Origin of the sequence: Oceanobacillus sp. CF4.6 (assembly GCF_051262635.1) — a bacterium.
Classification (GTDB): Bacteria; Bacillota; Bacilli; order Bacillales; family Amphibacillaceae; genus Oceanobacillus.
In genome coordinates this window covers 80,640-104,046 of sequence record NZ_JBIMEX010000007.1, presented here as the reverse complement: position 1 = coordinate 104,046, position 23,407 = coordinate 80,640, and the positions used below count along the sequence as shown (strand labels likewise).

The window sequence follows — 23,407 nt, the reverse complement described above, 5'->3', positions numbered from 1 at the left end:
GGGAAGATTGGTATGTAAGAAACCCCTAATTAAAGAGGCTTTCGTTTGCTATTCTTCCGTGAGTTTTTCTAGTTGTACATCGAACTCCTTTTGAGGGTTATCCAGTGGATAGACACGTGCAAGTTGATTTTGATCATCGACATGCTGGATATAAATTTTTTTCCCGTTATACGTTACATTTACTAAATCGGGTGATTGAACAATTTCTTCAGCTCTTTGGATATTCATATGTGAACCTCCTTGGTTTTATTTAGCTTAAGGGATGTATCCCAGTAAATGCTGTTAATGTCGCTTGTTAGGTAATTTCTTCGCTGGGTCATTATGTCCCTGGCGCTTTTTATTCGATATGTCCTTTTCCTTTGTATCATTGAACTTTTTTACAAACTCATTTGTACGTTCCATCCTAGCACCACCTCCTCAAATAATCGAATACGCTTATTCTTTACCATTGAAAGTTGAAAAATGCATACCATTGTTTCGTAAAAAGGACGCCTAGTAAATGGTATAAAAAAATCCATGTTTACTTTTTAGGCATATTGAGGTAATATTAATCCCTATTAACTTTATTGGTTAAGGAGGGCATTTTTATGGAACAATCTGTTGTTACAGACGAGAAAAGATTTAATTTTAAACCGACAACCGTTATTACTAATCTCAGTCCAGTGCAAAAACCAATCATGTCATTGGGAATTATAGCTGCTATTGCATTGTTGATAGCTACTGTTGTTACAGCAGGCTGGGTACAGGGTATTTTATATATTATAGGACTTGCATTAGGTGCAACGTTGCTTCATGCCAGATTTGGATTTACTTCGGCTTTTCGCAGGCTCGCTTCAGTGGGGAATGTACAGGGAATTCAGGCACATATGGTCATGCTTGCAGTAGCTACAACATTATTTGCAATTATTTTAGGTACAGGTTTTAATTTTACAGGGCTTACACCTGCTGGGTATGTATCTCCTGTTGGGGTCAGTGTTATTTTCGGATCATTTATTTTTGGTATAGGTATGCAGCTTGGTAATGGATGTGCATCTGGTACCTTGTATAATCTTGGTGGAGGTGCCTCCTCGATGGTTTTAACACTGATTGCCTTTATTATCGGATCAACCGTTGGAGCATACCATCTTCCGTTTTGGATGGGCACGCCATCTTTGCCTCCGATATCTTTGGCAGAATCTACTGGACTTGGGTTTTTTGGTGCATGGATTGTTCAGCTGGCGTTATTTGCTCTAATCTATGGGGTTACTGTTAAAGTTGCCAAACGGAAAAATCCTCCATCCATGAAACCTCTTCCTACAACAAACGGATGGAAAAAAATATTCAGAGGTTCATGGCCACTATTTGCTGCGGCAATCATTCTTGCAATCCTCAATGCTTTGACATTGACAGTCAGAGGTCAACCATGGGGGATTACATCTGCATTTGCTTTGTGGGGCGGTAAGACACTTCAGGCCATTGGTATCGATGTGACTAGTTGGGGTTATTTTACAGGAGCTACCGCTGAGGCTTTATCACAAACGGTATTGGCTGATTCCACGAGTGTCATGAATTTCGGTATTATACTTGGAGCATTTATTGCAGCCGCTGCCCAGGGATCTTTCAAACCGAAGAAGTTTAAACCGGGTGTTGCAGGTGCTGCTATTGTTGGTGGTCTTTTGATGGGATATGGCTCCCGTCTTGCATTCGGCTGCAATATTGGCGCTTACTTTGGCGGGATTGCCTCCTTCAGCCTTCATGGATGGGTATGGGGAGTAATGGCCTTGCTTGGAACTGGACTTGCTTTGTTTATCAGACCATTATTCGGCATGAAGAACCCAAAGAAATCGGATCAATTTTGTTAATAAAAAACGAGTAATCTATTTCTTCACTTTGCTGAAGTATTAAAAACAAAAAAGCCCAGTTCCTTTATCAAAAAGGAACTGGGCTTTTTGTATCTAGAGTCAATTAGCGAATTCTGCTTTAATAGTTTTCGAGTTTTGAAGAACAAGTACACCAGCAAATTGCATTGTAACTTTGATAACGATTTGTCCTAAAATTGCCATCCATACTGCTTCCCATGGTACAAAACCGGCTCCTAGAGGTGATAAACCAATAATTACGAAAATAGTGGAATCCAGTACACCACCAACTGTTCCGCTATAAAGTACACGAATATGCATCGGTTTTTTTATCCTGGAATAAATTTCGGTATCCACGGTTTCTGAAACGAGGAAACTAATCGCACTGGCAAAAACAATCCATAATGTATCCCCTAACAGATAACTTGAAATTGCAGATAAAAGCAGTGCCATACCAATCAACAAGTACGTTTTTTTCTTGCCATATTTGTTTTGTACCATATCCCGTAAGATAAATGTTAATCCAATCAAAAAGGACCCCCAAGGGATAATAAATACGCCTAATTCTAATGGGGCAAACTTTGCGGTAACAATATTTGCAATAATAATAACGATAAGGTAAAAAAATATTCGCATGGATAGCGCTCCTTTGTATAGTATTGATCAGGAACACCTACTGTCAAACGAGAGAATCATAGTAAAAATTCAATAAAAGACAAAAATAAAAACCATATCCTAAAGAAAGATACAGTTACTTCTTTAGTTTTTTATAGAGGGTTTGTTCTAGAACCTCTCCCACAAAGTAGGTATTAAATTGATATTTTTATTATAGCATATGATCGAATACCATGCTCATTTTTCCTTTCACAACTGTTCCGGTTCATAATGGCAGACCAGTTCATCATGATCTAAGGTGCATCTTAATTAATCCCTTGTTTAATTATGAATAGAAAAGGAATAATAAAAAATATAGAAATATAAAGGAGTGTGTTATTTTGAGTCAGGAAGAAATTAAATCAACCGTTGAGAAAATTTTTAAAGAAAGTCCGGTTGGAACCATGGCGACCGTGAAAGGAAATAAGCCTCATTCGCGATATATGATGTTTTTCCATCGGGATTTAAAACTGTACACAGCTACGAATAAAGATACGGATAAAACAGATGAAATTGAAGAAAACCCATTTACACATATCCTCATCGGATACGAAGGTGGAGGATTTGGCGATCAATACGTGGAATATCAAGGCAAGGTATCCTTTAATGACTCCGAAGAACTGAAGAAGGAACTATGGAATGATGATATGAAACTTTACTTTAAAGGTCCGGATGATCCCGAGTATTTGATTATGGAAATAGAGCCGCTTCAAGTCCGTCTAATGAATAAAAAAGGTGAGCCGCCAGAAGAATTGGATATTTAACAGCTCACTTAACGTAAGAAACGATTAATATGACAGGAATTTCAGGGGGCAGCCCTTGATGTTCCTGTTTTTTTATGGATCGATTTAGTATGCCGATTATAGTCTTTTATACCGATGGAATATGAAGACAATGTGAATGTTATTAATCTTCATTAAATAATACGTAAGGTTTAAGTAAATTACCTAATTTCAATAAAAAAGTATGCTTAAATGAAAATGCGAATGTTAAGGAGGCAACAAAATGAGTCAAGTTGAATTAATCGATATTTCCAAGTCATACGACAAACAAAAAAGTGTATTAGATGAAATCAATTTATCTATTGAAGAGGGTGAATTTTTTGTTCTTGTTGGCCCCTCAGGTTCTGGAAAAAGTACGTTACTTCGTATGATTGCAGGGCTGGAAGAAATTACAGGAGGCACATTAAAAGTAGATAAAAAAACCGTCAACCACCTCCCTCCAAAAGATAGAAACTTATCTATGGTCTTTCAAAATTATGCATTATATCCGCATTTATCCGTCGAGCAAAATATCCTTTTTGGATTAAATGCAAAAAAAGTAGATAAGAAAGAACAGCAAAGAAGATTAACGGAAACTGCTCAAATGATGGGATTGGATGAACTGTTAAAACGAAAACCAAAAGAACTATCAGGTGGGCAAAGACAGCGTGTAGCACTCGCTAGATCTGTTGTTAGTGAAGCACCACTGTGTTTGATGGATGAGCCACTTTCTAATCTGGATGCTAAATTACGTGCACATATGCGAGTGGAAATTCGCAGGCTGCAGAAGAGATTGGGTCTGACCATGGTCTATGTGACGCATGATCAAGTGGAAGCGATGACGATGGGTGATCGAATAATGGTATTGAATGACGGTAAGATTCAGCAGGTCGGTAAACCGATTTCGCTCTATAATGAGCCAGCAAATTTGTTTGTTGCATCATTCATTGGTTCGCCGAAGATGAATTTAGGCAAAGTTGTTTATTCATCAGATACAAGACAGTTAATTATTGAGGATACGCTTCCGTTAGATGTCGATTCAAGTTTCTTAAATCTGATTTCATTAAATAAAAACTTGACGATTGGTATTCGTGCAGAGCATATTCTTCCGGCAACAGATAAGGATCCGACACATCATCTCGAAGTTGTGAACGTGGAGCATTTAGGAAATGAAACGTCTATGGCATTCGATATTGGTTCAGATATGTGGACAGCAAAATGGCCCGGTCAATGGGCAATTAACGTAGGTGATTCGGTGCCCATACATATTACGATAGACAATTTAAGTTTCTTTAATACAGATACAGGAGAACTGATCAGATCTGCAAATATAAGTAAGAAACAAGAGGTCGTTGCAATATGACGATGAGCGATGCATTGGTTCAGTCACCGGAATTAAGCCAGCTCGATTTTGAGCAAGTAAAAAAGAAACAGCGAACAAAAAGTTTTTTAAAAGGAATGCTGTTTTTGCTTCCATCAATTGTTCTATTCGGTGTATTCCTGTTTTATCCACTATTACGTACGATTTATTTAAGTTTCTTTCTTACCAATGCAAGTGGAGAGACAACGGTGTTCGTTGGCTGGGATAATTTTATTAATATGTTTCAATCGCCCATTTTCTTGCAAAGTATCAAATCAACTTTTTTATTTGTGCTTTATACGGTTCCTGTAACGATAATAATTAGTTTATTTCTAGCTGTTATTGCAAATGAAAAACTAAAAGGAATCGGTTTTTTTCGAACCATCTATTCATCAACGATGGGAATTTCAGTAGCAGCCGCATCGGTATTTTGGCTATATCTATTTCATCCTACGATAGGGATGCTTAATGTGGTTCTAAGCTCACTTGGATTTGAAAGTATAGGTTGGTTGACAGACCCAACATGGGCACTGATAGCAGTTTCCATAACGTCCATCTGGATGAATCTTGGCTTCACCTTTTTAATTTTGCTTGGGGGGCTACAATCGATTGATTCCTATCTTTATGAAAGTGCAAATATTGATGGTGCAGGTTATTTTTATAAACTGAGGCGAATTACGATACCAATGCTCTCACCGACGTTATTTTTCGTCATCACCGTAACGATCATCAATGCCTTTCAGACGTTTGGTCAAATAGATATTCTGACGCAGGGAGGGCCACAAAATACAACAAACTTGATTGTTTATTCCATATATCGGGAAGCTTTTGTCAATTATCAGTTTGGTTCGGCAAGTGCCCAAGCGGTAGTATTGTTTATCATTATCCTCCTAATGACTTTCTTGCAGTTTAAATTTGGTGAAAGGAAGGTTCATTACCAATGACCATGCCAACCAGCAAAAAAATTATTCTTTATGTATTACTGATAATTTCCGGGATCGTTGTATTTGCTCCAACCATGATGGCGTTTATGATGAGTTTTATGTCGAATAAGGACATTATGACTGGAAGCTTGCCAAATTCTCTATCATTTGAAAATTATGTAAAAGCTTTTGGACAGTTTCCTTTACTGAAATATTTATTTAACAGCTTTTTTATCTCTATCTTAATTATGCTAGGGCAATTAATTTTATCCAGCTTAGCTGCATATGCCTTTGTGTTTCTAAATTTTAAAGGGAGAGACTTTATCTTTTATCTTTTCATAGCTACGATGATGGTTCCATTTGAGGCCTCCATTATCCCGAACTTTCATACTATTCGTGACCTAGGGTGGATTGATAGTTATCAAGGACTAGCCATTCCCTTTTTTGCAATGGCTTTCGGTACATTTTTGCTGAGGCAGAATTTCAAACAAATTCCGAGAGAGTTGAAAGAAGCGAGTCAGATTGCTGGTATGGGAGATTTTAGGTTTTATTTGACTGTTGTACTACCGGTTGCAAAGACCAGCCTGGTAACGCTCGGCGTCTATGGATTTTTAACTTCCTGGAATATGTATCTATGGCCACTGCTTTCAACAACAAATGATAGTGTACGTACAGTACAAATTGGATTAAAGCAATTACAAACACAGGAGCAATTGAATGATTGGGGAGTGATTATGGCAGGGGCCGTTATTGTTGTGATCCCAACCCTTATTTTATTATTCCTTGGTCAAAAGAAGCTTCAAAAAGGATTAACGGAAGGTGCTTTGAAATAAGTAGCATTTTCCCCATTTGTGTTATTTCCCGTTCCGTCGGGATAAAATAGCAAGTTCCATCATATAAAAGGAGTGTTAAAACGAATGAAAAAGTTAGTTGCATTACTCATGTTAGGACTTGTACTCTTCATCGCAGCATGTAGTTCGGAAGGGGAAGCGTCGGAAGATTCCGCTACTTCTATTGATGAACCAGCGGAAGAAGCATCTGAAACCACATCGGAGGAATCGAGTGAAGCAAACACAGAAAAGCAAATTGTTACTTTCTGGCATGCTATGGGAGGAGCTGGACAGGAAGCATTAAATGCAATTGTTGATGCATATAATGGCTCCCAAGACAAGGTACAGGTTAATGCGGAATATCAGGGTACATATGATGAAGCATTAACAAAGTTTCATAGTGTTGCTGGAACAGAAAGTGCACCAACAATGATTCAAGTTTTTGAAATTGGTACGATGTCGATGATTAACAGTGGGAATATTGAGCCGATTCAAAAGTTTATTGATGCTGAAGGCTATGATATGAACCACTTGGAAGAAAATATTGTTAATTACTATAAAATTGATGATCAATTTTATTCGATGCCATTTAATTCATCTACACCTGTAATGTACTACAATAAAGAAGCTTTTGAGGCAGCAGGTTTAGACCCCGAAGCGCCGCCGGAAACATATGAAGCAGTGGAAGAAGCGGGGAAAGCAATTGTTGAAAGTAATCCGGAAATGAAAGGTTTTGCATTGCAGGCTTATGGCTGGTTATTTGAACAATTACTGGCAAATCAAGGGGCATTACTATTAAATAATGATAATGGGCGTGGAGATACACCGACAGAAATTGGTTTTACTGAAGAACAGGGGAAATCAATTTTTGAATGGGTTGAACGCATGAACAATGATGGAACTTTTGCAAACTATGGAACAAATGGAGATAATATGATGGCTGGATTCTTAGCCGGTGATGTATCGATGTTCCTACAATCTTCAGCAAGTTCAAGAGATGTTATTGACAATGCACCTTTTGAAGTGGGAATTGCATTTTTGCCTCATCCAGAAGACGTAGAACGTGAAGGTGTTGTTATTGGTGGTGCAAGCCTTTGGATGTCAGAAGGTAAGGATGATGCTGAACAACAGGCAGCATGGGATTTCATGAAGTTTGTCCAGTCTCCTGAAATTCAAGCTGAATGGCATGTTGGAACGGGTTACTTTGCAATTAACCCAGAAGCATACGATGAACAAGTTGTACAGGATGCTCATGCTGAAATGCCGCAATTGAAAGTAACTGTGGATCAGCTTCAGGCGACAAACCCTTCTTATGCTACTCAAGGTGCTGTGATGGATATGATTCCAGAAGAACGCAGAATTATAGAGACAGCACTTGAAACTGTATATAACGGCGGAGATGTGGATGAAGCATACAGTACAGCGGTAGAGCAGCTTAATACCGCGATTGAACAAGCGAATAAAGCCAGAGGCGAATAAGTACAAAAAGGCAAGGGAGGAAGATAAAATGGCGATTGCTGTTTTATTCTCTTTCCTAATAATAAGGGGAGTGTTTATTATATGAGCGAGACAAAAGTATATGGGCATCGTGGCAGCATGGCGACTTTTCCTGAAAATACGTTACTTGGATTTCATGAAGCGGTGAAGCAAGGTGTGGATGGGGTGGAGCTGGATGTACAGATGACAAAGGATGGAGAAATTGTCGTCATTCATGATGAAACCCTTGATCGAACAACAAATGGAACAGGTTATATTAAAGATTGCACATTAGCAGAAATTAAAAAATACAGTGCAGGAATTAAATATTCAAACTTTCAGCTATTCGATGAGAAATCTTGGATATCTGAACAAGTGCCGACACTGCAAGAAGTCCTGGAACTACTAATTCCATACGATATTGAGCTCAATATTGAGTTGAAGAAAAATATGTTTCATTACGAAGGTATGGAAGAAAAGTTGCTTTCACTTGTGGAGCAATATGGGAATGGACGGAAGGTCATTTACTCTTCGTTCCATCTACCTAGCATATTGCGCATAAAAGAACTGGATCAGAATGCTGGTATCGCATGGTTGCTGGATCACCATATTTCACTACCAGAGGACTATATACGAACCCTTCATTTAGAAGCATTGCATGTATCTAAGGATGTTTTATTAACAAATTCATACCCTTGGAGAGATATGTATTCGAGTATCCGAGTCTGGACGGCCAACGATCGTGATCAAATTAAGCAACTGCTCGATTTAAAGGTGAATGCAATTATTACAGACTTCCCGGAAAAAGCGCTGTTCTTTAGAAGTGAGCGAAAAGCATTTGTATAAAAAAATAACTATTCTGTCTCTACTTATACTTATTGTGAGCCTGGTCAGCTGGTTTGCTCTGGGAGAGATGGAATCAGCGCCATCGAGCATTGTTGATTCGCCGAAAATTATTGCTCATCGTGGAGCGAATGATCAGTTTAATGAAAGCACCATTCCAGCTTATCAAATTGCTGCAGAACAAGGGGTAGATGCCCTGGAAATTGATTTGAGAATGACAGCAGATGGCAAGCTTATAGCTATGCATGATGAATCGCTTGATCGTACAACAACTGGAACAGGGAATGTTTCTGATTATACACGGAGTGAAATAAAGTCTTTTACAACCGTAGAGGTTTTTAATAATCAAACGATAAAAGAAGAAATTCCAACCGTAGAGGAAATTATTAACGTTTTTTCAGATACGGAACATTATTACATTGAAACAAGATTGGTTGATGGCGAGGCTGTGATGGAGGAGCCTTTCATTGAATTACTGAATAAGCATGAAATAATTACGAAGGGCTTGATCACCATCCAGTCATTCTCTCAAACCAGCCTGGAAAGAATACGTGAACTTGCTCCTGAAATACCATTAACATTGCTTTTTGGTAAAGGAAAATTCAATCTTAGAGAGGCATTGTCAGTCGATTATCCGTATATCGGCATGGAATCAACAGATGTAAATGTAGAAAGTGTGAATCAATTACACAGCCAAGGAAAAGAAGTACATGTGTTTTTCACCGACATGCATACACAGAAAAAAGAACAAGAACGAGTGAACGATTTGGGTGTTGATGGATATTTTACAGACGATATTGCATTTACGAAGCAGTTATTGGGAAGAGATTAAATGAAGGCACTTTCCCCCATTTAATCTTGAACAATAATTGCATATACTCCTGTGTTTTCTACTGTTCGCAAATGATTTTCTGCATGCTTTCTGCTAGAAAATGCTCCCGCCTGTACACGATACCACCTTACTCCTGAAATAGTCACATTAACCAAGAAAGCGTCAATCCCCTTTGAACGCAGAAGTGATAAACGATCATCAGCATGATTCTTTGATTTAAAGGAACCTGCAATAATCTTGTACAGGTTTCCTGAATCTGTAACATTTTCTCTACGTTTTAACTGGAAGGCTCTGGCCAATCCATCTACATGCCCTTGTGCGACATTTTGTTTCCATGCATTCTTTTTCATTAATGCGGAGTCACCGGGGTGATCAATAAAACCATTCTCCGATAGAAAGGCTGGCATGGATGATTCACGAAGAACATGCAAGTTTGCTTTCTTTTGACCGCGGTTTCGCAACTGATTTACTTTTGTGATTTCCTCATGCAGGATATTCTGGAACTTTGCAGTTTGTGAGTTAGCTTGTAGACTATTGTGAATAAAGTCTTCATATCCTTCAGCAGCCCCGTTAAAAGCATTACAATGGATGGATAAGTAATAATCAGCGCCCCATGCATTCGCTTCATCTGTTCGTTGACGCAAACTTTTGGTACTGTCATTTGTTCGACTCATCCGTATACTTACATTTTTGTAGTCACCGGTTAATATATCACGTATTCGAAAAGCGATATCCAATACAATATCTTTTTCTTTTAAGCCATATCCCGAGGCACCTGGATCCGTTCCACCATGGCCAGGATCTAAATACAGTTTCATTACTATCTCCTCCTAATAATTAGTGTATGGATGAGTCCTATTTTCGAGTTGGACAATTAGCCATTTAAGTAAGTTCCACGGTTGTCACCTCCTATTCATAACTACAATCGAAGGAATTTTAAAAGAGGGGGTGACCAATCGGGAAATTAATGTAAAGTTTATTAATTGATCATTTCCTATTGAATATATAAGCGAATCATTATATACTAATACTGCGATACAAAAGGCGGTGAACGAACGTGCTACAAACAGCTATAGAAATGGAAAAGGCAGCACTATTATTAAAATTATTAGGTGATAAAACAAGATTAACGATGCTGAAAATTCTTCAAAATCAAGCTTGTTGTGTATGTGAATTTGTTGAGATATTTAAGACGAGTCAATCATCGATTAGTCAACATTTAAGGAAATTGAAAGATTTAGGGCTTGTTTTGGAAGAGCGTAAAGGACAATGGATCTTTTATTCCATTAATAAAAGTAATGAATACTATCCATTTATTGAACAAATTCTAAACCAGCTTCCTAATCAGGAGGATAAAATAAAAGAATTGGAAGAACAGGGGAATCGTATAACCTGTTGTTAATTGGGGGTATTGTTTTGTCAGTATTAGCAGTATTAATATTTATAGCAACTTTAATTTTAGTAATTTGGCAACCAAAAGGATTGTCCATCGGCTGGTCTGCGGTTGGAGGAGCAGTACTTGCTCTGATTGTAGGCGTAGTGGACTTTGGTGATGTAGCAGAAGTGACGGGTATTGTATGGAATGCTACGTTGGCATTTGTTGCCATCATTCTGATTTCATTAATCTTAGATGAAATTGGACTTTTTGAGTGGGCTTCTCTACATATGGCGCGCATTGCGCAAGGAAATGGAATCAAGATGTTTGTTTACATTAGCTTATTAGGTGCTGTTGTTGCTGCATTATTTGCAAATGACGGAGCGGCGTTAATACTAACACCTATTGTTCTAGCTATGGTTCGTAATTTAAACTTCAGTGAAAAAATGATTTTTCCATTTATTATGGCAAGTGGATTTATTGCAGATACGACGTCACTTCCTTTTGTAGTAAGTAACCTTGTAAATATCGTATCTGCTGATTTCTTTGATATCGGGTTTGTGGAGTATGCATCACGTATGATCATACCTAACCTGTTTTCATTAGCTGCAACGATTCTAGTGTTATTGCTTTACTTTAGAAAAAGTATTCCTAAAAATTATGACGTATCCAAATTAAAAGATCCGGAAGAAGCAATTAAGGATCATAAAATGTTCCGATTATCATGGTATGTACTTGGGCTATTGGTGATTGGTTACTTTGCCAGTGAGTTTATCCAGGTACCTGTATCGATTGTAGCGGGAGTCATAGCAATATTTTTCATTCTGATGGCAAGGAAAAGCAAGGCAGTGGATACGAAGGCTGTTATTAAAGGTGCACCGTGGAACATTGTATTTTTCTCCATCGGAATGTATGTCGTTGTTTTCGGACTGCGTAATGCCGGATTGACGGATGTACTGGCGGGCATTATTCAGACTGCAGCGGAACAAGGTTTATTCGTTGCTACTGTGTCGATGGGATTCATTGCAGCTATCCTTTCATCGGTAATGAATAATATGCCTACTGTGATGATTGATGCGATCGCAATAGCTGAAACAGATACAACCGGAGTTATTCGGGAAGCATTAATATATGCTAATGTTATCGGCTCTGATTTAGGACCAAAAATAACACCGATTGGTTCACTTGCAACGTTATTATGGCTCCATGTTCTATCGAAAAAGGGAGTTAAAATATCATGGGGGACCTATTTTAAAACAGGAATTATTTTAACGGTACCCATTTTATTTATTACATTAATTGGGCTGTACTTAACATTACTAATTTTTTAATGGAGGTTACAGAATGAATAAAAAAACAATCTATTTTCTATGTACTGGCAATTCATGCAGAAGCCAAATGGCAGAAGGTTGGGCAAAAAAGTACCTTGGTGATGAATGGTCCGTTAGAAGTGCTGGAATTGAAGCACACGGTTTGAACCCTAATGCGGTTAAAGCGATGAATGAAGCCGGGGTGGATATATCGAATCAAAAATCAGAGAAAATCGACACGGAATTTTTAGATCATGCTACCTTGGCTGTGACTCTCTGTGGGGATGCAGCAGACCGCTGTCCAATGACGCCTCCTCAAGTAAAACGGGAACATTGGGGTTTTGATGATCCGGCAAAAGCAGAGGGAACTGAAGAAGAAGTTTGGAAAGTTTTCCAACGCGTACGCGATGAAATAGGAGATCGAATTAAACGTTTTGCAGAGACAGGTGAGTAAATCTTTAATGCTCAACATGAATAAAACACCTCACTTCGACAAAACTAGGGATAGTAAGGTAGGAGGAGGCATTCGTAAATGAGCAATAAAGAGAAGAAGCACAACAATCAGTTTAAAGAAAATGAAAACACCGGTGAGCAACGTAATGGCCGAAAAAGTCAGTATAAGAACCATAACTCTGAGAATGGCGAAGCACCGAATGAGTATATTACAGATAAAAAATAAAAAAAGTGTGGATCATAATAGATCCGCACTTTTTACATTTTAATGATTCAATTGGGCATTTATGCTTTTATTCTTACCATCCAGGTACGACGGAACCCTCGAAGTTTTCGTCAATAAACTGCTTCACTTCATCACTTTGGTAGAGATCGATAAATTGCTGAACAACTTCATCATCTTTCGTTTCTTCTCGTACAGCAATCAGGTTCACAAATTGAGAATCCTGTTCGATGAAGATAGAGTCTTCTCCTGGAAGAAGCCCAGCTTCAAGTGCAAAGTTAGAATTAATTGCAGCTGCATCAACTTCCCCAAGTTGTCTAGGTATTTGAGCAGGATCAAGTTCAATAAATTCAAAGTTATTTGGATTCTCTACAATGTCATTGATACTAGCATTAACACCTAAGCCTTCTTCAATTGTAATTAAACCAGCTTGTTCGAAAAGTAAGAGTGCACGTCCGCCATTAGTTGGGTCATTCGGAAGTCCAATACGTGCACCATCTTCCAATTCTTTAAGGTCTGTTACTTCTTCTGAATACATTCCCATTGGAAAAGTTACTGTATCGGCTACTTTAATTAGTTCTAGACCACGTTCTTCGTTCATATGATCAAAAAATGGCTCTGTCTGGAAGCTATTTATATCAATTTCACCTTCAGATAATGCTACATTCGGCATAACATAGTCACTGAATACTACAGGTTCAATGGTTATTCCTTCTTCAGAAGCTAGTTCTGCAACCTTTTCCAGTATCTCTTCATGTGGTCCTGCGGTTACACCAACAGTTAGTTTATCATCCTCTAGCAGACCCTCTACTTCATCCGATCCACCACATGCTGCCAATAATCCTATAAGTAAAACAACAAATCCTAAAAATAGTCCTTTTTTCATCATCATCCCTCTTTCTGTTAGTATGCTTTTTGATAGGTTAGCTTTTCTACGGTATGAAATGCTGCTAAGACAGTATCTTCTGTAATTTCAATGTCCATAAAATGAATGGATTCCTCTGGTAGTAATACTTTTTTGGTGATTCTTCCTAAAAGTTCTTCGTCTTCAGCATCGATGGTTAAACTCTTCAAATTTACTGGGAATCCCCATTCATCATAATAATTTAGCAGTTTTTTTAAATCACTCTCTTTTCCTTCTAAAGCCAGTTGAATGAGAATTCCATAAGAAACGATTTCACCATGAAGGAAACGTTTCACTTCATCTGCCTCCGTTAATCCATTATGAATGGAATGAGCACCAGCAATTCTTCCTGCTTTGCCGCCAAATCCTCCAACCATACCTCCTGTCAGTATGATGGTTTCGATAACACGGATCAATTCGTCGTTTACTTGTTCCTCTTTGACGGAATCTAATGCTGCTTTTCCATCCTTTAAAAGAATATCACGACAAATTTTAGCAGTAAATTGGGAGACTTGCAGCCAAATCGGCAGTTCCACACCTTTATAAAAGGAATTTACAAGAGCATCCGCTTCGTAATACTTAGCTAGTGTGTCGCCGATACCTGCTTTTAAATATTTCAGCGGCGCTTTGGCAATAATCGCTGGTTCAACGAGTACGAGTGTATTTGCTACAGGAAATTCTGTATAATGTGAATGCTTCCCATCTTCATGGTAAAATACACTCAATGGTGTCCATGCGGCACAGGTCGCTGCAATCGTTGGAATTAATATGGATTTTATACCAGCTCGGGCAGCAGACGCCTTTGAAATATCAAGTACAGTGCCACCACCGATTCCAATAACTGCTTCTACATGTTCATTATCATACTTTCCTGCCAGGTCTATTGTTTTTTGTATGGTGCAATGCCCCTTGATGAAAGTGATATGATTCGGATCGATCGTATGAAATTCGTCTGGCAGATAAGGCTTTGCTGCCCGCCATGATTTTTCGCCTGTAACAATATGCACTTTTCTAACATTCAGTTCAGAAAGAAGACTGTTCAGTTCGTTTAGAACCTGTTCCCCAATTCGATAATGACCCGGTGATCCTTTCACCGTAGCAATTGACATGTGTATCACTCCTTTGATGTTAGGGAAACTAAAAAATGCCACTCGGGTAAGAGAGGCATTTGCGTTTTATAATAGCAGTCCCCTCTTATTTACCAAAATACAGACGTATTTTGCAGGAATTAGCACCTTTATCGGAAAAAGAATTCCCAGAAAGGTTGCCGGGTTTCATCGGGCCAGTCCCTCCACCACTCTCAATAAGAGTTATGTTATAAAGTTGTTTCTACATCGTAATATTAATCTTTTTAAAAGTCAATCATTTTTTATGAACAAACGGAATTTCCAATAAATTAAATTACGGGAATTGCATTTCTGGCTGTATTATAGTGGAATAAGCAAGACTATGATAAAATAAGCAAAAAATTACAAATTAAAAAGAATTAGGTGTAATCATAAATGATACGGAAATCTAACAAGAAAGAGAATACATTCCAAGTCTTGCAGTTCAGTGCAATAGGAGGGATGAATGCCCTTATTGATATCGGTACGTTGAACTTGCTGCTGTTTTTTTGGTATGCAGATAATAATGAAATCCTTCTATTATTTAATACAATTGCTTATACGTTAGCGGTCACGAATAGTTATCTGTTCAATGCCAATCTGACATTCAGGAAGAAAGCGAGTAAAAACAAGAAAGAATTAATCTTTTTTTGCATACAGGCATTCGTCAGTCTCGGAATCAGCAATCTCGTGTTTATCGGTGGTATCGCTTTACTAGGGCTTTTCTCAATACCGGTATTTGTGCAAAATAACATTGCCAAAGGTGCTGCAATGTTTCTTTCTTCAACGGCGAGCTTTTTCTTTATGCGCTATTTTGTTTTCCGTCGTAACGTATCGAAGCGGATTAAATAATTTTACCCATTCTTGATTTTAATGAATAATTGATGTATATTTTTTGTATAGTTATTATATAGTTATTATAAATGGGGTATTAAAATGTATAACATCAAAGCAGTTTCAAAAATATTGGACATGCCTACAGTTACAATTCGTTCCTGGGAGACACGCTATCATGCAATTACACCAGAACGAACAGCCTCCGGACATCGTGAGTACACAGAAGAAAATATAACCGATTTAAAATGGGTAAAAAAGCAGGTTCAGGATAATGGAATGAAGGTAAGTCAGGCTGTTAAACAGCTGCATTCCTTAAAAGAGGAACAAATTTCTGTTTCTTCTCCAATGTCTGTGTCGGAAGAAGGAAATTATCAAGCGCAGATAGAGGAATTGTATTATGCGGTTCTCCATCTCGATACAGCAAAATGCCATGTTTTACTTGATCTATGTTTTTCTCAATTCCACTACCGGACAGTTTTTCATTCCATTATTGTACCGTTAATGTATAAGGTAGGGAAAGCGTGGGAAGAGGGGAAGATTCACGTTGCACAAGAACATATGATAACCAATCTTGTGCTACAGCGATTTATGAATTTCTTTCGTATATTCGAGACTGCATCAACCCTTCCAAAAGTGATGGCAATCTGCCCGCAAGGTGAGCAGCACCAAATTGGCCTTCTACTGTTTACTTTATTCTTAAATGAAAAAGGGTATCCAGTGACATATATTGGTGCTGATACACCATTGGAGGGACTTGAAGGGCTAATAAAGGAAAAAGATATTGATATTATAGCGATCTCAACATCCCGTAAGAAAGATGAAACGATCATTCAGAAATATATAGATGTCCTTTCTGTGAACATTCCTGAATTAAAGTTTATTGTAGGAGGGTTAGGGGTAGAGGGAGTTAAAATTGGAGATCGCCAATGGAATATAGATAGTTCCTACGACAGTTGGTCGCAGATTATGACAGAAGTAAATAAAAAATAGAGAATCTGTAAAGGGTTTTCAACACCTTGCAGATTCTTTTTTATTTAGAAACTCAACGATCACATCGTGAAAGTAATAAAAAACTGTTTATACTTATTTTTATTGCAATTGTTAGGAATACAAAAGCAAATGTATCTACACTACATTTGGAATCAATGATGATGAATTCATTATGCCAAATATAATAGAAGGAGGAAGCTTTTCAAAATGAAGGAGAGGTTATTGCAGATGACTCACTGATAGAAGAAGGATTTGAAATTGGAAGCAGATGAAGCTGTTGGATAAAGTAAAACAGGATAATTTAAATGAGAATGAACTTCATAACCTCTACCACTCATTGGGAATCAATGAACTATTAAACAATTTCCCGAGTGATTTATCTGGTGGGGAGCGTCAACGTGTAGCCATCGCTAAAGCGTTGTACAGCAATCCAAGTATTATACTTGCCGATGAACCAACAGCATCCTTGGATTCTGATCGCGCCTTTGAAGTAATGGAAATGTTGAAGGAAGTAACCGTTCAAAATAATAAAACAACAATTATCGTTACACATGATACCCGTCTAATAGATTATTGTGATAAAGTTTATAAAATTACGGACGGTGAATTGGAGTTACAAACAATTAAAAGAGAATCATCAACGAATTAACATGAATGGAAAAAACCGGTCAAACGCCCGTTTTTTGCGTTATATGGCCACAAAAACGCGACTATATCCCTATAACTTTACAAAACATTTACATAAGGAACATACTTCCTTAATATTTCTCTACTATACTATCAATTGAGGGCAAAACAACAAGCCCAAAAATAGAACATAATCAGGGGAGGACAATTTAACATGAAATTCAAAAAGTACCTAATGTTTCTACTCGTTGCAGCTTTAGCAGTAGTGCTTGTAGCTTGTGGTGGGTCAGAAGAAGAAAATACGGAGGATACAGGATCTGAAGAAGCAGCTTCAGAAGACACAGCTTCAGAAGATACAGCATCAGAAGATACAGAAGAAACGGATAGTGAATCAACTGAGTTAGACGGTAGCGTAGTAATTGACGGTTCTGGTACAGTTTATCCTTTAATGGCTAGACTTGCTGAAGAATATATGATCAACGAACAACCAGGTGTTTCTGTAGAAGTAAGCCGCGCTGGAACAAGTGCTGGTTTTGAAAAATTCCTTATGGAAGATGGAACAGATTTTAACGATGCCTCTCGTCAAATTAAAGAAGAAGAACAAGCTAAAGCAGATGAACTTGGTATAGAAGTAATGGAACTTAAAGTTGCATTGGATGGTTTAACAATCGTTACAAGCCCTGAAAATGACTGGGCAACTGAATTGACTGAGCAACAGGTTAAAGACATTTTCCTTGGTGAATATACAAACTGGTCTGATATTAATCCAGAGTGGCCGGAAGAACAAATCCAAACTTACGGTCCAAATGAAAACCATGGTACGTATGAATTCTTCTATGAAAATATTCTTGAAGAACAAGATCTAGTTGAAGGAATTGATTTACAACAAGAATATTCTACACTTGTAACACTTGTATCTGAAGATACAAACGCAATCGGATTCTTTGGATTTGGATACTATGATAGCAACCAGGACAAAATTAATGCAGTAAGTGTTGACTTTGGTGACGGTCCAGTTGCACCATCACTAGATACAATTGCTGAAGATGGTGACTATGCTGGTTTCACTCGTCCAGTATTCACTTACTTGAACACGAACAACGCTACAGAAAAAGCCCAAGTACTTGATTATGCTTTATATGTAATGAATAGTACAAACGAATTTGCTGGTGAAACTGGATTTGCTCCAATCCCAGATGAAGAAGCACAAGCACTTGTTGAAGAGTTGGAAGGTCTTAAATAATAACTTGTATAAAAATTGAAAATGAAGTCCAATAAGATGAGAGCCGGTAGTTTTGCTCTCATCTTATTGTGACTTTTAAGCTCTGGAAGGGGTGCTCCGTAAAATGGCAACAAACAGCGATTTGAACAAAAAAAACGCTGTTAATGTCAGAGAAATGATTGCAGAGAAGAAAAAAAAGAGGAATTTTTCCAATGTGACGGAAAAATTAATTCCTACCATATTAATTATCATTGCATCTATTTCTGTTCTGACAACAGTAGGAATTATTTATACTTTATTAGCTGAGTCAATTGAATTCTTTAAAATTGTCCCGATTTGGGAATTCTTTACGGGAACTGTACTCAAACCATTGAGTCAAAATCCTGAATTTGGTGTTTTGCCTTTGATAACAGGAACCGTTATTTCATCAATTATAGCGATGCTTGTGGCAGGACCTATTGGATTAATGTCTGCAATTTATTTAAGTGAATATGCTTCAGAAAAAGTAAGAAGAACGCTTAAACCATTATTGGAAATACTTGCTGGAATACCTACAATTGTTTACGGATTTTTTGCGTTTACGTTTGTGACACCAGTCATTAGATCAATTTTCCCGGCTGTTGAAGCAACTAATATATTAAGCCCTGGTCTTGTTATGGGGGTTATGATTATTCCAATGATTGCATCCCTTTCCGAAGATGCTATGACTGCTGTACCAAATACCATGCGTGAGGGCGCACTGGCACTGGGAGCAACAAAATTGGAAACAACACTCAAGGTTGTAATTCCTGCAGCATTATCCGGAATTATTTCCTCATTTGTGCTTGGAATTTCACGAGCAATCGGTGAAACAATGATTGTTACTATTGCAAGTGGAAGCTCCAAAAACTTTACTTTCGACATAACTCAATCTATGCAGACTATGACTGCATATATTGTTGAAGTCTCTGGTGGGGAAGCGCCTGCTGGATCGACGATATATTACAGCTTGTATGCTGTAGCAATGACACTTTTTGTCTTTACATTAATAATGAATTTACTTGCAAGATATGTCTCTCGTAAATTTAGGGAGGAATATTAAAATGAAATATGTAGATGATGCACAAGTACAAAAGCGTATGTCTTCCCGAGTAACTATAAATAATGTATTAAAGCAATTATTTTTAGCAGCAACGCTTTTCGGTTTGGTAGTATTAGCCATTCTTTTGATTCGTGTTATTTCACAGGGTGCTGCATGGATTGATTGGAACTTTTTGACCGGAAGACTATCAACAAATGCAGATCGCGCTGGAATTATGGGGGCCATTTTAGGTACATCCTGGCTTATGCTTATTGTTATTCCGGTAACTATTTTTATTGGGGTTGGTACTGCGATTTATTTGGAATTATATGCAAAACAAGGGAAATTTCAGTCCTTAGTGGCAACTAATATATCCAATCTAGCAGGTGTGCCTTCAATTGTATATGGTTTGCTAGGGCTAACAATTTTTGTGAGAGCCATGGATTTTGGAAATGCTATTATTGCAGGTGGATTAACGCTCTCGCTTCTTGTATTACCTATTGTAATTGTAGCTGCTCAGGAAGCCATTCGTGCAGTGCCACAGCATTTAAGTGAAGCTTCTTATGGGATGGGTGCGACCAAATGGCAAACAGTAAAAAACATTGTACTACCTGCTGCATTACCAGGGATTTTGACAGGATCTATCTTAGCTCTTTCCCGTGCTATTGGGGAAACTGCACCATTGACAGTATTGGGTATACCCGCATTACTAATACCATTCCCCGGAAGCATATTTGATACATTTACTGCACTACCAATGCAAATTTACTACTGGACACTTGACTCCTCCCTTGTTCAAGAATATGCGTATTTAGCAGCCGCAACAATTATTGTCCTACTAGTACTGTTATTTTTGTTAAACTCGATCGCCATCATTATTCGAAATAAATTTCAACAAAGATATTAAGAATTGCCACTAACAAAGTGCAACCGTAATAAACATGAAGGAGTGTAAATGAATGAGTCCTTTGGATGATGGAAAAAAAGTTAAGGTTGATATAAAAGGAAATAATGACTCACCAAAAGGAAATGAAATTGTTTATGATACAAAGGATTTAAACCTTTGGTATGGGGAAACACATGCATTAAAAGACATTAACCTTTCCATAAATGAAAAAGAGGTAACAGCAATTATTGGGCCTTCTGGCTGTGGTAAGTCAACGTATATTAAAACATTAAATCGTATGGTGGAATTGGTTCCATCTGTTCGTACAAATGGAACGATTACGTACAAAGGTAAAAACATTTTGGACAGGTCCTTTAAAGTGGAAGACCTTAGAACCCATGTCGGCATGGTCTTTCAAAAGCCTAACCCTTTTCCAAAGTCAATTTACGACAACATTACGTATGGGCCGAAAATTCATGGGATCCGTAATAAGAAGATATTGGATGAAATTGTAGAAAAAAGCCTTCGTGGTGCGTTCATCTGGAATGAAGTAAAAGACCGTCTGACTGAAAATGCCTATGGTCTATCTGGGGGACAGCAGCAACGTATATGCATCGCACGTTGCTTAGCAATTGAACCAAACGTAATTTTAATGGATGAACCAACATCTGCACTAGATCCAAAATCAACATTGCGTATCGAAGAATTGGTACAAGAATTAAAGAAAGAATACTCCATTATTATCGTGACACACAACATGCAACAAGCTGCTCGAATTTCAGATAAAACAGCTTTCTTCCTAAATGGTGAAGTTGTAGAATTTGATGATACAAATAACATCTTTACTAATCCTGCAGACAGAAGAACCGAAGATTATATTTCTGGTAGGTTTGGATAAAATAAAAAAAATGAATGCTCCTTGTCAGAGATGGCAGGGAGCTTTTTTTTGGTTGATGGGTTAGATTTTCTTCTGTTTTTGCTATAATGAATGAATCATATACATATAGGAGTGTTCCGAAGTGCTCAGATTCGATAAGATAGTCATTCATATAGCTATATTATATATTATTTTTTTGCTGGGTAATTGGATACAGCAAACATTCCATCTGTTCGTACCGGGTAGTGTGATCGGGATGATTATTCTTTTACTATTGCTTTTAACAAACATGATTAAAATAGCTTGGATTGAGGAAGGGACAAAACTGTTTGTTAATCATTTAACATTATTTTTTATTCCTGTGACGGTTGGTGTTGTTAATTATTTTGACCTTTTTTCTGGAAAAGGTCTATTGGTAGTTTTGATTGTTCTAATCAGCACTGTTCTGGTAATGGGGATATCTGCGAAGGTCACACAGTGGTTGATCGGAAAGAAGGAACTGCCACATGAATAGTTTATTGATTGGATTTTTATCGATTATTGTTACGTTAATTGTTTATATCCTTATATGGAAGTTACATCAGAAAATTACTTCGCCGATTACGCTGCCAATTTTCTTGGGTTCCATTATAATCATCGCCGGACTTGTTGTTTTTGATATCCCGTATGTTACCTATATGATTGGAGGGGAATGGATCAATCAGCTGCTTGGTCCAGCTGTGGTAGCTTTGGCCTACCCACTTTACAAGCAGCGACACTTGATCAGCAAATTGATAGTCCCAGTTCTATGCGGAACAACTGTAGGTGCTATTGTTGGCGTGTCTTCAGGAATTTTGCTTGCTGGCTGGAGTGGGGTGGATGATTTTATCATCTATTCGCTGATTCCGAAATCGGTAACCACACCAGTTTCCATGGCTGTCGCCGATTCAATGGGAGGGGTCATGTCACTTGCTGCGGTATTCGTTATCATTGCCGGAATAGGTGGTGTCGTTATGAGTCCATGGGTATTTAAATTGTTTAACATTGAGCATGCAATTAGTCGCGGTGTTGGAATGGGAAGTGCATCCCATGCCATAGGTACGGCACATTCAATGGAGTCCAGTCAATTGGAAGGGTCCGTAAGTACGATAGCAATGGTGTTGAGTGCTGTTATCGTATCTTTAATAGCACCAATCATGGTATTCCTAATCATGTAACATTTAAAACACATTCTTTGCTAATCATGTCAGCATTTGAAATAATGGCAATAAGTTCGGAAGTCTAAAGTAAAAGAGGAGATGTGGGAATGAAAGTTCTTGTAATCGGAGCGAATGGCCAGATTGGTAAACATCTTGTACGTTTACTTCAAGATAGTGATGAACATACAGTAAAAGCAATGGTTAGGAAAAAAGAACAGATAGATACAATGAAAAATATTGGTGTCGATGCAGTACTGGGAAATCTTGAAGGAAGTGTCGCGGAAATTGCTGAGGCTGCAAAGGGCTCAGATGCGGTTATTTTCACAGCTGGTTCAGGCGCAAGTACCGGACCGGACAAGACATTGCTAATCGATTTGGATGGTGCAGTCAAATCAATGGAAGCAGCTGAAAAGGCTGGAGCAGATCGCTTTGTCATTGTCAGTGCGGTTCAAGCACATAACAGGGAAAGCTGGGAAGGCAGTCCAATGAGTCCATATATGGTTGCTAAGCATTATGCAGATAAAATACTGGAAGCAAGCAGTCTGAATTATACGATTGTGAGACCTGGTGGGTTATTAAACGATCCAGGTACAGGTAAGGTGAGTGTAGCCGAAAATCTTGAGGCAGGTTCCATTCCACGTGAGGATGTAGCCAAGGTTATTATTGCTTCCCTAAATGAAGAAAGCACCTATCGCAAAGGATTTGACCTGATGTCAGGCGAAACCTCGGTCGCGGATGCCGTAAAAAAAATATAACTAAAAAAGCGCCAAGCCTTCGTAAGAGAGGGCTTGGCGCTTTTTAAAACAAGGCTATTTTCTAGCTTTACCGAAGAAATACGGAGA

General features: G+C 38.0%; 28 protein-coding genes and 2 riboswitches. Of the genes, 22 read left to right on the top strand and 6 right to left on the bottom strand.

Annotated features, from left to right (window positions below; genetic code table 11):
- Positions 1–48: 48 nt before the first annotated feature.
- Both ACHABU_RS12295 and ACHABU_RS12290 read right to left on the bottom strand, forming a co-directional pair.
- Entirely contained in the window at positions 49–228 is a 180-nt protein-coding gene (locus ACHABU_RS12295; RefSeq protein ID WP_435765185.1) for a small acid-soluble spore protein H, read from the bottom strand.
- A gap of 54 nt (positions 229–282) precedes the next feature.
- Positions 283–402, bottom strand: a complete 120-nt coding sequence (locus ACHABU_RS12290; RefSeq protein ID WP_435765184.1) for a DUF4023 family protein — start codon at positions 400–402, stop codon at positions 283–285.
- A gap of 185 nt (positions 403–587) precedes the next feature.
- On the opposite strand from ACHABU_RS12290, the gene ACHABU_RS12285 reads away from it, so the two are divergent.
- Entirely contained in the window at positions 588–1,841 is a 1,254-nt protein-coding gene (locus ACHABU_RS12285; protein ID WP_435765183.1) for a YeeE/YedE family protein, read from the top strand.
- Positions 1,842–1,940: 99 nt separating this feature from the next.
- Here ACHABU_RS12285 and ACHABU_RS12280 read toward each other — a convergent pair whose 3' ends face one another.
- Positions 1,941–2,474: a VUT family protein gene (locus tag ACHABU_RS12280; protein WP_435765182.1), complete on the bottom strand. Its 534-nt coding sequence runs from the start codon at positions 2,472–2,474 to the stop codon at positions 1,941–1,943.
- A gap of 117 nt (positions 2,475–2,591) precedes the next feature.
- Positions 2,592–2,637: riboswitch (PreQ1 riboswitch) on the bottom strand.
- Positions 2,638–2,833: 196 nt separating this feature from the next.
- On the opposite strand from ACHABU_RS12280, the gene ACHABU_RS12275 reads away from it, so the two are divergent.
- From ACHABU_RS12275 to ACHABU_RS12245, 7 genes are all read left to right on the top strand, one after another.
- Positions 2,834–3,256 carry a pyridoxamine 5'-phosphate oxidase family protein gene (locus ACHABU_RS12275; RefSeq protein WP_435765181.1) on the top strand — a complete coding sequence of 141 codons (423 nt, stop codon included), beginning with the start codon at positions 2,834–2,836 and terminating at the stop codon, positions 3,254–3,256.
- A gap of 241 nt (positions 3,257–3,497) precedes the next feature.
- Positions 3,498–4,616: an ABC transporter ATP-binding protein gene (locus tag ACHABU_RS12270; RefSeq protein ID WP_435765180.1), complete on the top strand. Its 1,119-nt coding sequence runs from the start codon at positions 3,498–3,500 to the stop codon at positions 4,614–4,616.
- Positions 4,617–4,618: 2 nt separating this feature from the next.
- The gene (locus ACHABU_RS12265; protein ID WP_435765288.1) at positions 4,619–5,557 is read left to right on the top strand and encodes a carbohydrate ABC transporter permease; all 939 of its coding nucleotides are present in this window, start codon (positions 4,619–4,621) and stop codon (positions 5,555–5,557) included.
- 2 nt (positions 5,558–5,559) lie between these two features.
- Positions 5,560–6,369, top strand: coding sequence for a carbohydrate ABC transporter permease (locus ACHABU_RS12260; protein ID WP_435765287.1), 810 nt, complete (start codon positions 5,560–5,562; stop codon positions 6,367–6,369).
- Positions 6,370–6,453: 84 nt separating this feature from the next.
- The gene (locus ACHABU_RS12255; protein ID WP_435765178.1) at positions 6,454–7,845 is read left to right on the top strand and encodes an ABC transporter substrate-binding protein; all 1,392 of its coding nucleotides are present in this window, start codon (positions 6,454–6,456) and stop codon (positions 7,843–7,845) included.
- Between the two features lie 81 nt (positions 7,846–7,926).
- Positions 7,927–8,688, top strand: coding sequence for a glycerophosphodiester phosphodiesterase (locus ACHABU_RS12250; RefSeq protein WP_435765177.1), 762 nt, complete (start codon positions 7,927–7,929; stop codon positions 8,686–8,688).
- Between the two features lie 67 nt (positions 8,689–8,755).
- Positions 8,756–9,517, top strand: a complete 762-nt coding sequence (locus ACHABU_RS12245; protein WP_435765176.1) for a glycerophosphodiester phosphodiesterase — start codon at positions 8,756–8,758, stop codon at positions 9,515–9,517.
- A 20-nt stretch (positions 9,518–9,537) separates the two neighbouring features.
- Here ACHABU_RS12245 and ACHABU_RS12240 read toward each other — a convergent pair whose 3' ends face one another.
- On the bottom strand, positions 9,538–10,335 hold the full coding sequence (locus ACHABU_RS12240) for an N-acetylmuramoyl-L-alanine amidase (RefSeq protein ID WP_435765175.1): 798 nt from the start codon (positions 10,333–10,335) through the stop codon (positions 9,538–9,540).
- Positions 10,336–10,574: 239 nt separating this feature from the next.
- Here ACHABU_RS12240 and ACHABU_RS12235 point away from each other — a divergent pair, with 239 nt between their 5' ends.
- The 4 genes from ACHABU_RS12235 to ACHABU_RS12220 all read left to right on the top strand — a co-directional run bounded on the left by ACHABU_RS12235 (position 10,575) and on the right by ACHABU_RS12220 (position 12,881).
- Positions 10,575–10,919: an ArsR/SmtB family transcription factor gene (locus ACHABU_RS12235; RefSeq protein ID WP_435765174.1), complete on the top strand. Its 345-nt coding sequence runs from the start codon at positions 10,575–10,577 to the stop codon at positions 10,917–10,919.
- A 14-nt stretch (positions 10,920–10,933) separates the two neighbouring features.
- The gene (locus ACHABU_RS12230) at positions 10,934–12,223 is read left to right on the top strand and encodes an arsenic transporter (protein WP_435765173.1); all 1,290 of its coding nucleotides are present in this window, start codon (positions 10,934–10,936) and stop codon (positions 12,221–12,223) included.
- A gap of 13 nt (positions 12,224–12,236) precedes the next feature.
- Positions 12,237–12,656, top strand: a complete 420-nt coding sequence (gene arsC / locus ACHABU_RS12225; RefSeq protein WP_435765172.1) for an arsenate reductase (thioredoxin) — start codon at positions 12,237–12,239, stop codon at positions 12,654–12,656.
- Positions 12,657–12,734: 78 nt separating this feature from the next.
- Positions 12,735–12,881, top strand: coding sequence for a hypothetical protein (locus ACHABU_RS12220; protein ID WP_435765171.1), 147 nt, complete (start codon positions 12,735–12,737; stop codon positions 12,879–12,881).
- 73 nt (positions 12,882–12,954) lie between these two features.
- On the opposite strand, the gene ACHABU_RS12215 is transcribed toward ACHABU_RS12220, so the two are convergent.
- A complete protein-coding gene (locus ACHABU_RS12215; RefSeq protein WP_435765170.1) occupies positions 12,955–13,764 on the bottom strand; it encodes a MetQ/NlpA family ABC transporter substrate-binding protein in 810 nt (269 codons plus the stop codon).
- 17 nt (positions 13,765–13,781) lie between these two features.
- Positions 13,782–14,891: an iron-containing alcohol dehydrogenase family protein gene (locus tag ACHABU_RS12210; RefSeq protein ID WP_435765169.1), complete on the bottom strand. Its 1,110-nt coding sequence runs from the start codon at positions 14,889–14,891 to the stop codon at positions 13,782–13,784.
- Between the two features lie 82 nt (positions 14,892–14,973).
- Positions 14,974–15,092, bottom strand: a riboswitch (SAM riboswitch).
- Between the two features lie 192 nt (positions 15,093–15,284).
- Between ACHABU_RS12210 and ACHABU_RS12205 the strand changes: the two genes are divergently transcribed.
- From ACHABU_RS12205 to ACHABU_RS12160, 10 genes are all read left to right on the top strand, one after another.
- A complete protein-coding gene (locus ACHABU_RS12205) occupies positions 15,285–15,740 on the top strand; it encodes a GtrA family protein (protein WP_435765168.1) in 456 nt (151 codons plus the stop codon).
- Between the two features lie 84 nt (positions 15,741–15,824).
- Positions 15,825–16,715: a MerR family transcriptional regulator gene (locus ACHABU_RS12200; protein ID WP_435765166.1), complete on the top strand. Its 891-nt coding sequence runs from the start codon at positions 15,825–15,827 to the stop codon at positions 16,713–16,715.
- 277 nt (positions 16,716–16,992) lie between these two features.
- A complete protein-coding gene (locus ACHABU_RS12195; RefSeq protein WP_435765165.1) occupies positions 16,993–17,364 on the top strand; it encodes an ATP-binding cassette domain-containing protein in 372 nt (123 codons plus the stop codon).
- A gap of 192 nt (positions 17,365–17,556) precedes the next feature.
- A complete protein-coding gene (locus ACHABU_RS12190) occupies positions 17,557–18,585 on the top strand; it encodes a PstS family phosphate ABC transporter substrate-binding protein (protein WP_435765164.1) in 1,029 nt (342 codons plus the stop codon).
- 103 nt (positions 18,586–18,688) lie between these two features.
- Positions 18,689–19,645: a phosphate ABC transporter permease subunit PstC gene (pstC, locus tag ACHABU_RS12185; RefSeq protein WP_435765163.1), complete on the top strand. Its 957-nt coding sequence runs from the start codon at positions 18,689–18,691 to the stop codon at positions 19,643–19,645.
- A gap of 1 nt (position 19,646) precedes the next feature.
- Positions 19,647–20,531 (top strand): phosphate ABC transporter permease PstA, encoded by an 885-nt coding sequence (pstA, locus tag ACHABU_RS12180; protein ID WP_435765162.1) that lies wholly within the window; start codon positions 19,647–19,649, stop codon positions 20,529–20,531.
- Positions 20,532–20,583: 52 nt separating this feature from the next.
- Positions 20,584–21,408 (top strand): phosphate ABC transporter ATP-binding protein PstB, encoded by an 825-nt coding sequence (pstB, locus tag ACHABU_RS12175; protein ID WP_435765161.1) that lies wholly within the window; start codon positions 20,584–20,586, stop codon positions 21,406–21,408.
- 121 nt (positions 21,409–21,529) lie between these two features.
- Positions 21,530–21,901, top strand: coding sequence for a CidA/LrgA family protein (locus tag ACHABU_RS12170; RefSeq protein ID WP_435765159.1), 372 nt, complete (start codon positions 21,530–21,532; stop codon positions 21,899–21,901).
- On the top strand, positions 21,894–22,583 hold the full coding sequence (locus ACHABU_RS12165) for an LrgB family protein (protein ID WP_435765157.1): 690 nt from the start codon (positions 21,894–21,896) through the stop codon (positions 22,581–22,583). Before ACHABU_RS12170 ends, ACHABU_RS12165 begins: the two co-directional genes overlap by 8 nt.
- 89 nt (positions 22,584–22,672) lie before the next feature.
- Complete coding sequence (locus ACHABU_RS12160; protein ID WP_435765156.1) at positions 22,673–23,320, top strand: SDR family oxidoreductase; 648 nt, start codon at positions 22,673–22,675, stop codon at positions 23,318–23,320.
- Positions 23,321–23,407 lie beyond the last annotated feature (87 nt).

Excerpts from the sequence above, each read along its gene's own strand:
- ACHABU_RS12295 (WP_435765185.1), bottom strand. The coding sequence starts at position 228 with ATGAATATCCAAAGAGCTGAAGAAATTGTTCAATCACCCGATTTAGTA.
- pstA (WP_435765162.1), top strand. The coding sequence starts at position 19,647 with ATGAAATATGTAGATGATGCACAAGTACAAAAGCGTATGTCTTCCCGA.
- ACHABU_RS12280 (WP_435765182.1), bottom strand. The coding sequence starts at position 2,474 with ATGCGAATATTTTTTTACCTTATCGTTATTATTATTGCAAATATTGTT.
- pstB (WP_435765161.1), top strand. The coding sequence starts at position 20,584 with ATGAGTCCTTTGGATGATGGAAAAAAAGTTAAGGTTGATATAAAAGGA.
- ACHABU_RS12205 (WP_435765168.1), top strand. The coding sequence starts at position 15,285 with ATGATACGGAAATCTAACAAGAAAGAGAATACATTCCAAGTCTTGCAG.
- ACHABU_RS12250 (WP_435765177.1), top strand. The coding sequence starts at position 7,927 with ATGAGCGAGACAAAAGTATATGGGCATCGTGGCAGCATGGCGACTTTT.
- ACHABU_RS12215 (WP_435765170.1), bottom strand. The coding sequence starts at position 13,764 with ATGAAAAAAGGACTATTTTTAGGATTTGTTGTTTTACTTATAGGATTA.
- ACHABU_RS12255 (WP_435765178.1), top strand. The coding sequence starts at position 6,454 with ATGAAAAAGTTAGTTGCATTACTCATGTTAGGACTTGTACTCTTCATC.
- ACHABU_RS12200 (WP_435765166.1), top strand. The coding sequence starts at position 15,825 with ATGTATAACATCAAAGCAGTTTCAAAAATATTGGACATGCCTACAGTT.
- arsC (WP_435765172.1), top strand. The coding sequence starts at position 12,237 with ATGAATAAAAAAACAATCTATTTTCTATGTACTGGCAATTCATGCAGA.
- ACHABU_RS12220 (WP_435765171.1), top strand. The coding sequence starts at position 12,735 with ATGAGCAATAAAGAGAAGAAGCACAACAATCAGTTTAAAGAAAATGAA.
- ACHABU_RS12265 (WP_435765288.1), top strand. The coding sequence starts at position 4,619 with ATGAGCGATGCATTGGTTCAGTCACCGGAATTAAGCCAGCTCGATTTT.
- ACHABU_RS12285 (WP_435765183.1), top strand. The coding sequence starts at position 588 with ATGGAACAATCTGTTGTTACAGACGAGAAAAGATTTAATTTTAAACCG.
- ACHABU_RS12160 (WP_435765156.1), top strand. The coding sequence starts at position 22,673 with ATGAAAGTTCTTGTAATCGGAGCGAATGGCCAGATTGGTAAACATCTT.
- ACHABU_RS12210 (WP_435765169.1), bottom strand. The coding sequence starts at position 14,891 with ATGTCAATTGCTACGGTGAAAGGATCACCGGGTCATTATCGAATTGGG.
- ACHABU_RS12245 (WP_435765176.1), top strand. The coding sequence starts at position 8,756 with ATGGAATCAGCGCCATCGAGCATTGTTGATTCGCCGAAAATTATTGCT.
- ACHABU_RS12240 (WP_435765175.1), bottom strand. The coding sequence starts at position 10,335 with ATGAAACTGTATTTAGATCCTGGCCATGGTGGAACGGATCCAGGTGCC.
- pstC (WP_435765163.1), top strand. The coding sequence starts at position 18,689 with ATGGCAACAAACAGCGATTTGAACAAAAAAAACGCTGTTAATGTCAGA.
- ACHABU_RS12190 (WP_435765164.1), top strand. The coding sequence starts at position 17,557 with ATGAAATTCAAAAAGTACCTAATGTTTCTACTCGTTGCAGCTTTAGCA.
- ACHABU_RS12165 (WP_435765157.1), top strand. The coding sequence starts at position 21,894 with ATGAATAGTTTATTGATTGGATTTTTATCGATTATTGTTACGTTAATT.
- ACHABU_RS12270 (WP_435765180.1), top strand. The coding sequence starts at position 3,498 with ATGAGTCAAGTTGAATTAATCGATATTTCCAAGTCATACGACAAACAA.
- ACHABU_RS12260 (WP_435765287.1), top strand. The coding sequence starts at position 5,560 with ATGCCAACCAGCAAAAAAATTATTCTTTATGTATTACTGATAATTTCC.
- ACHABU_RS12290 (WP_435765184.1), bottom strand. The coding sequence starts at position 402 with ATGGAACGTACAAATGAGTTTGTAAAAAAGTTCAATGATACAAAGGAA.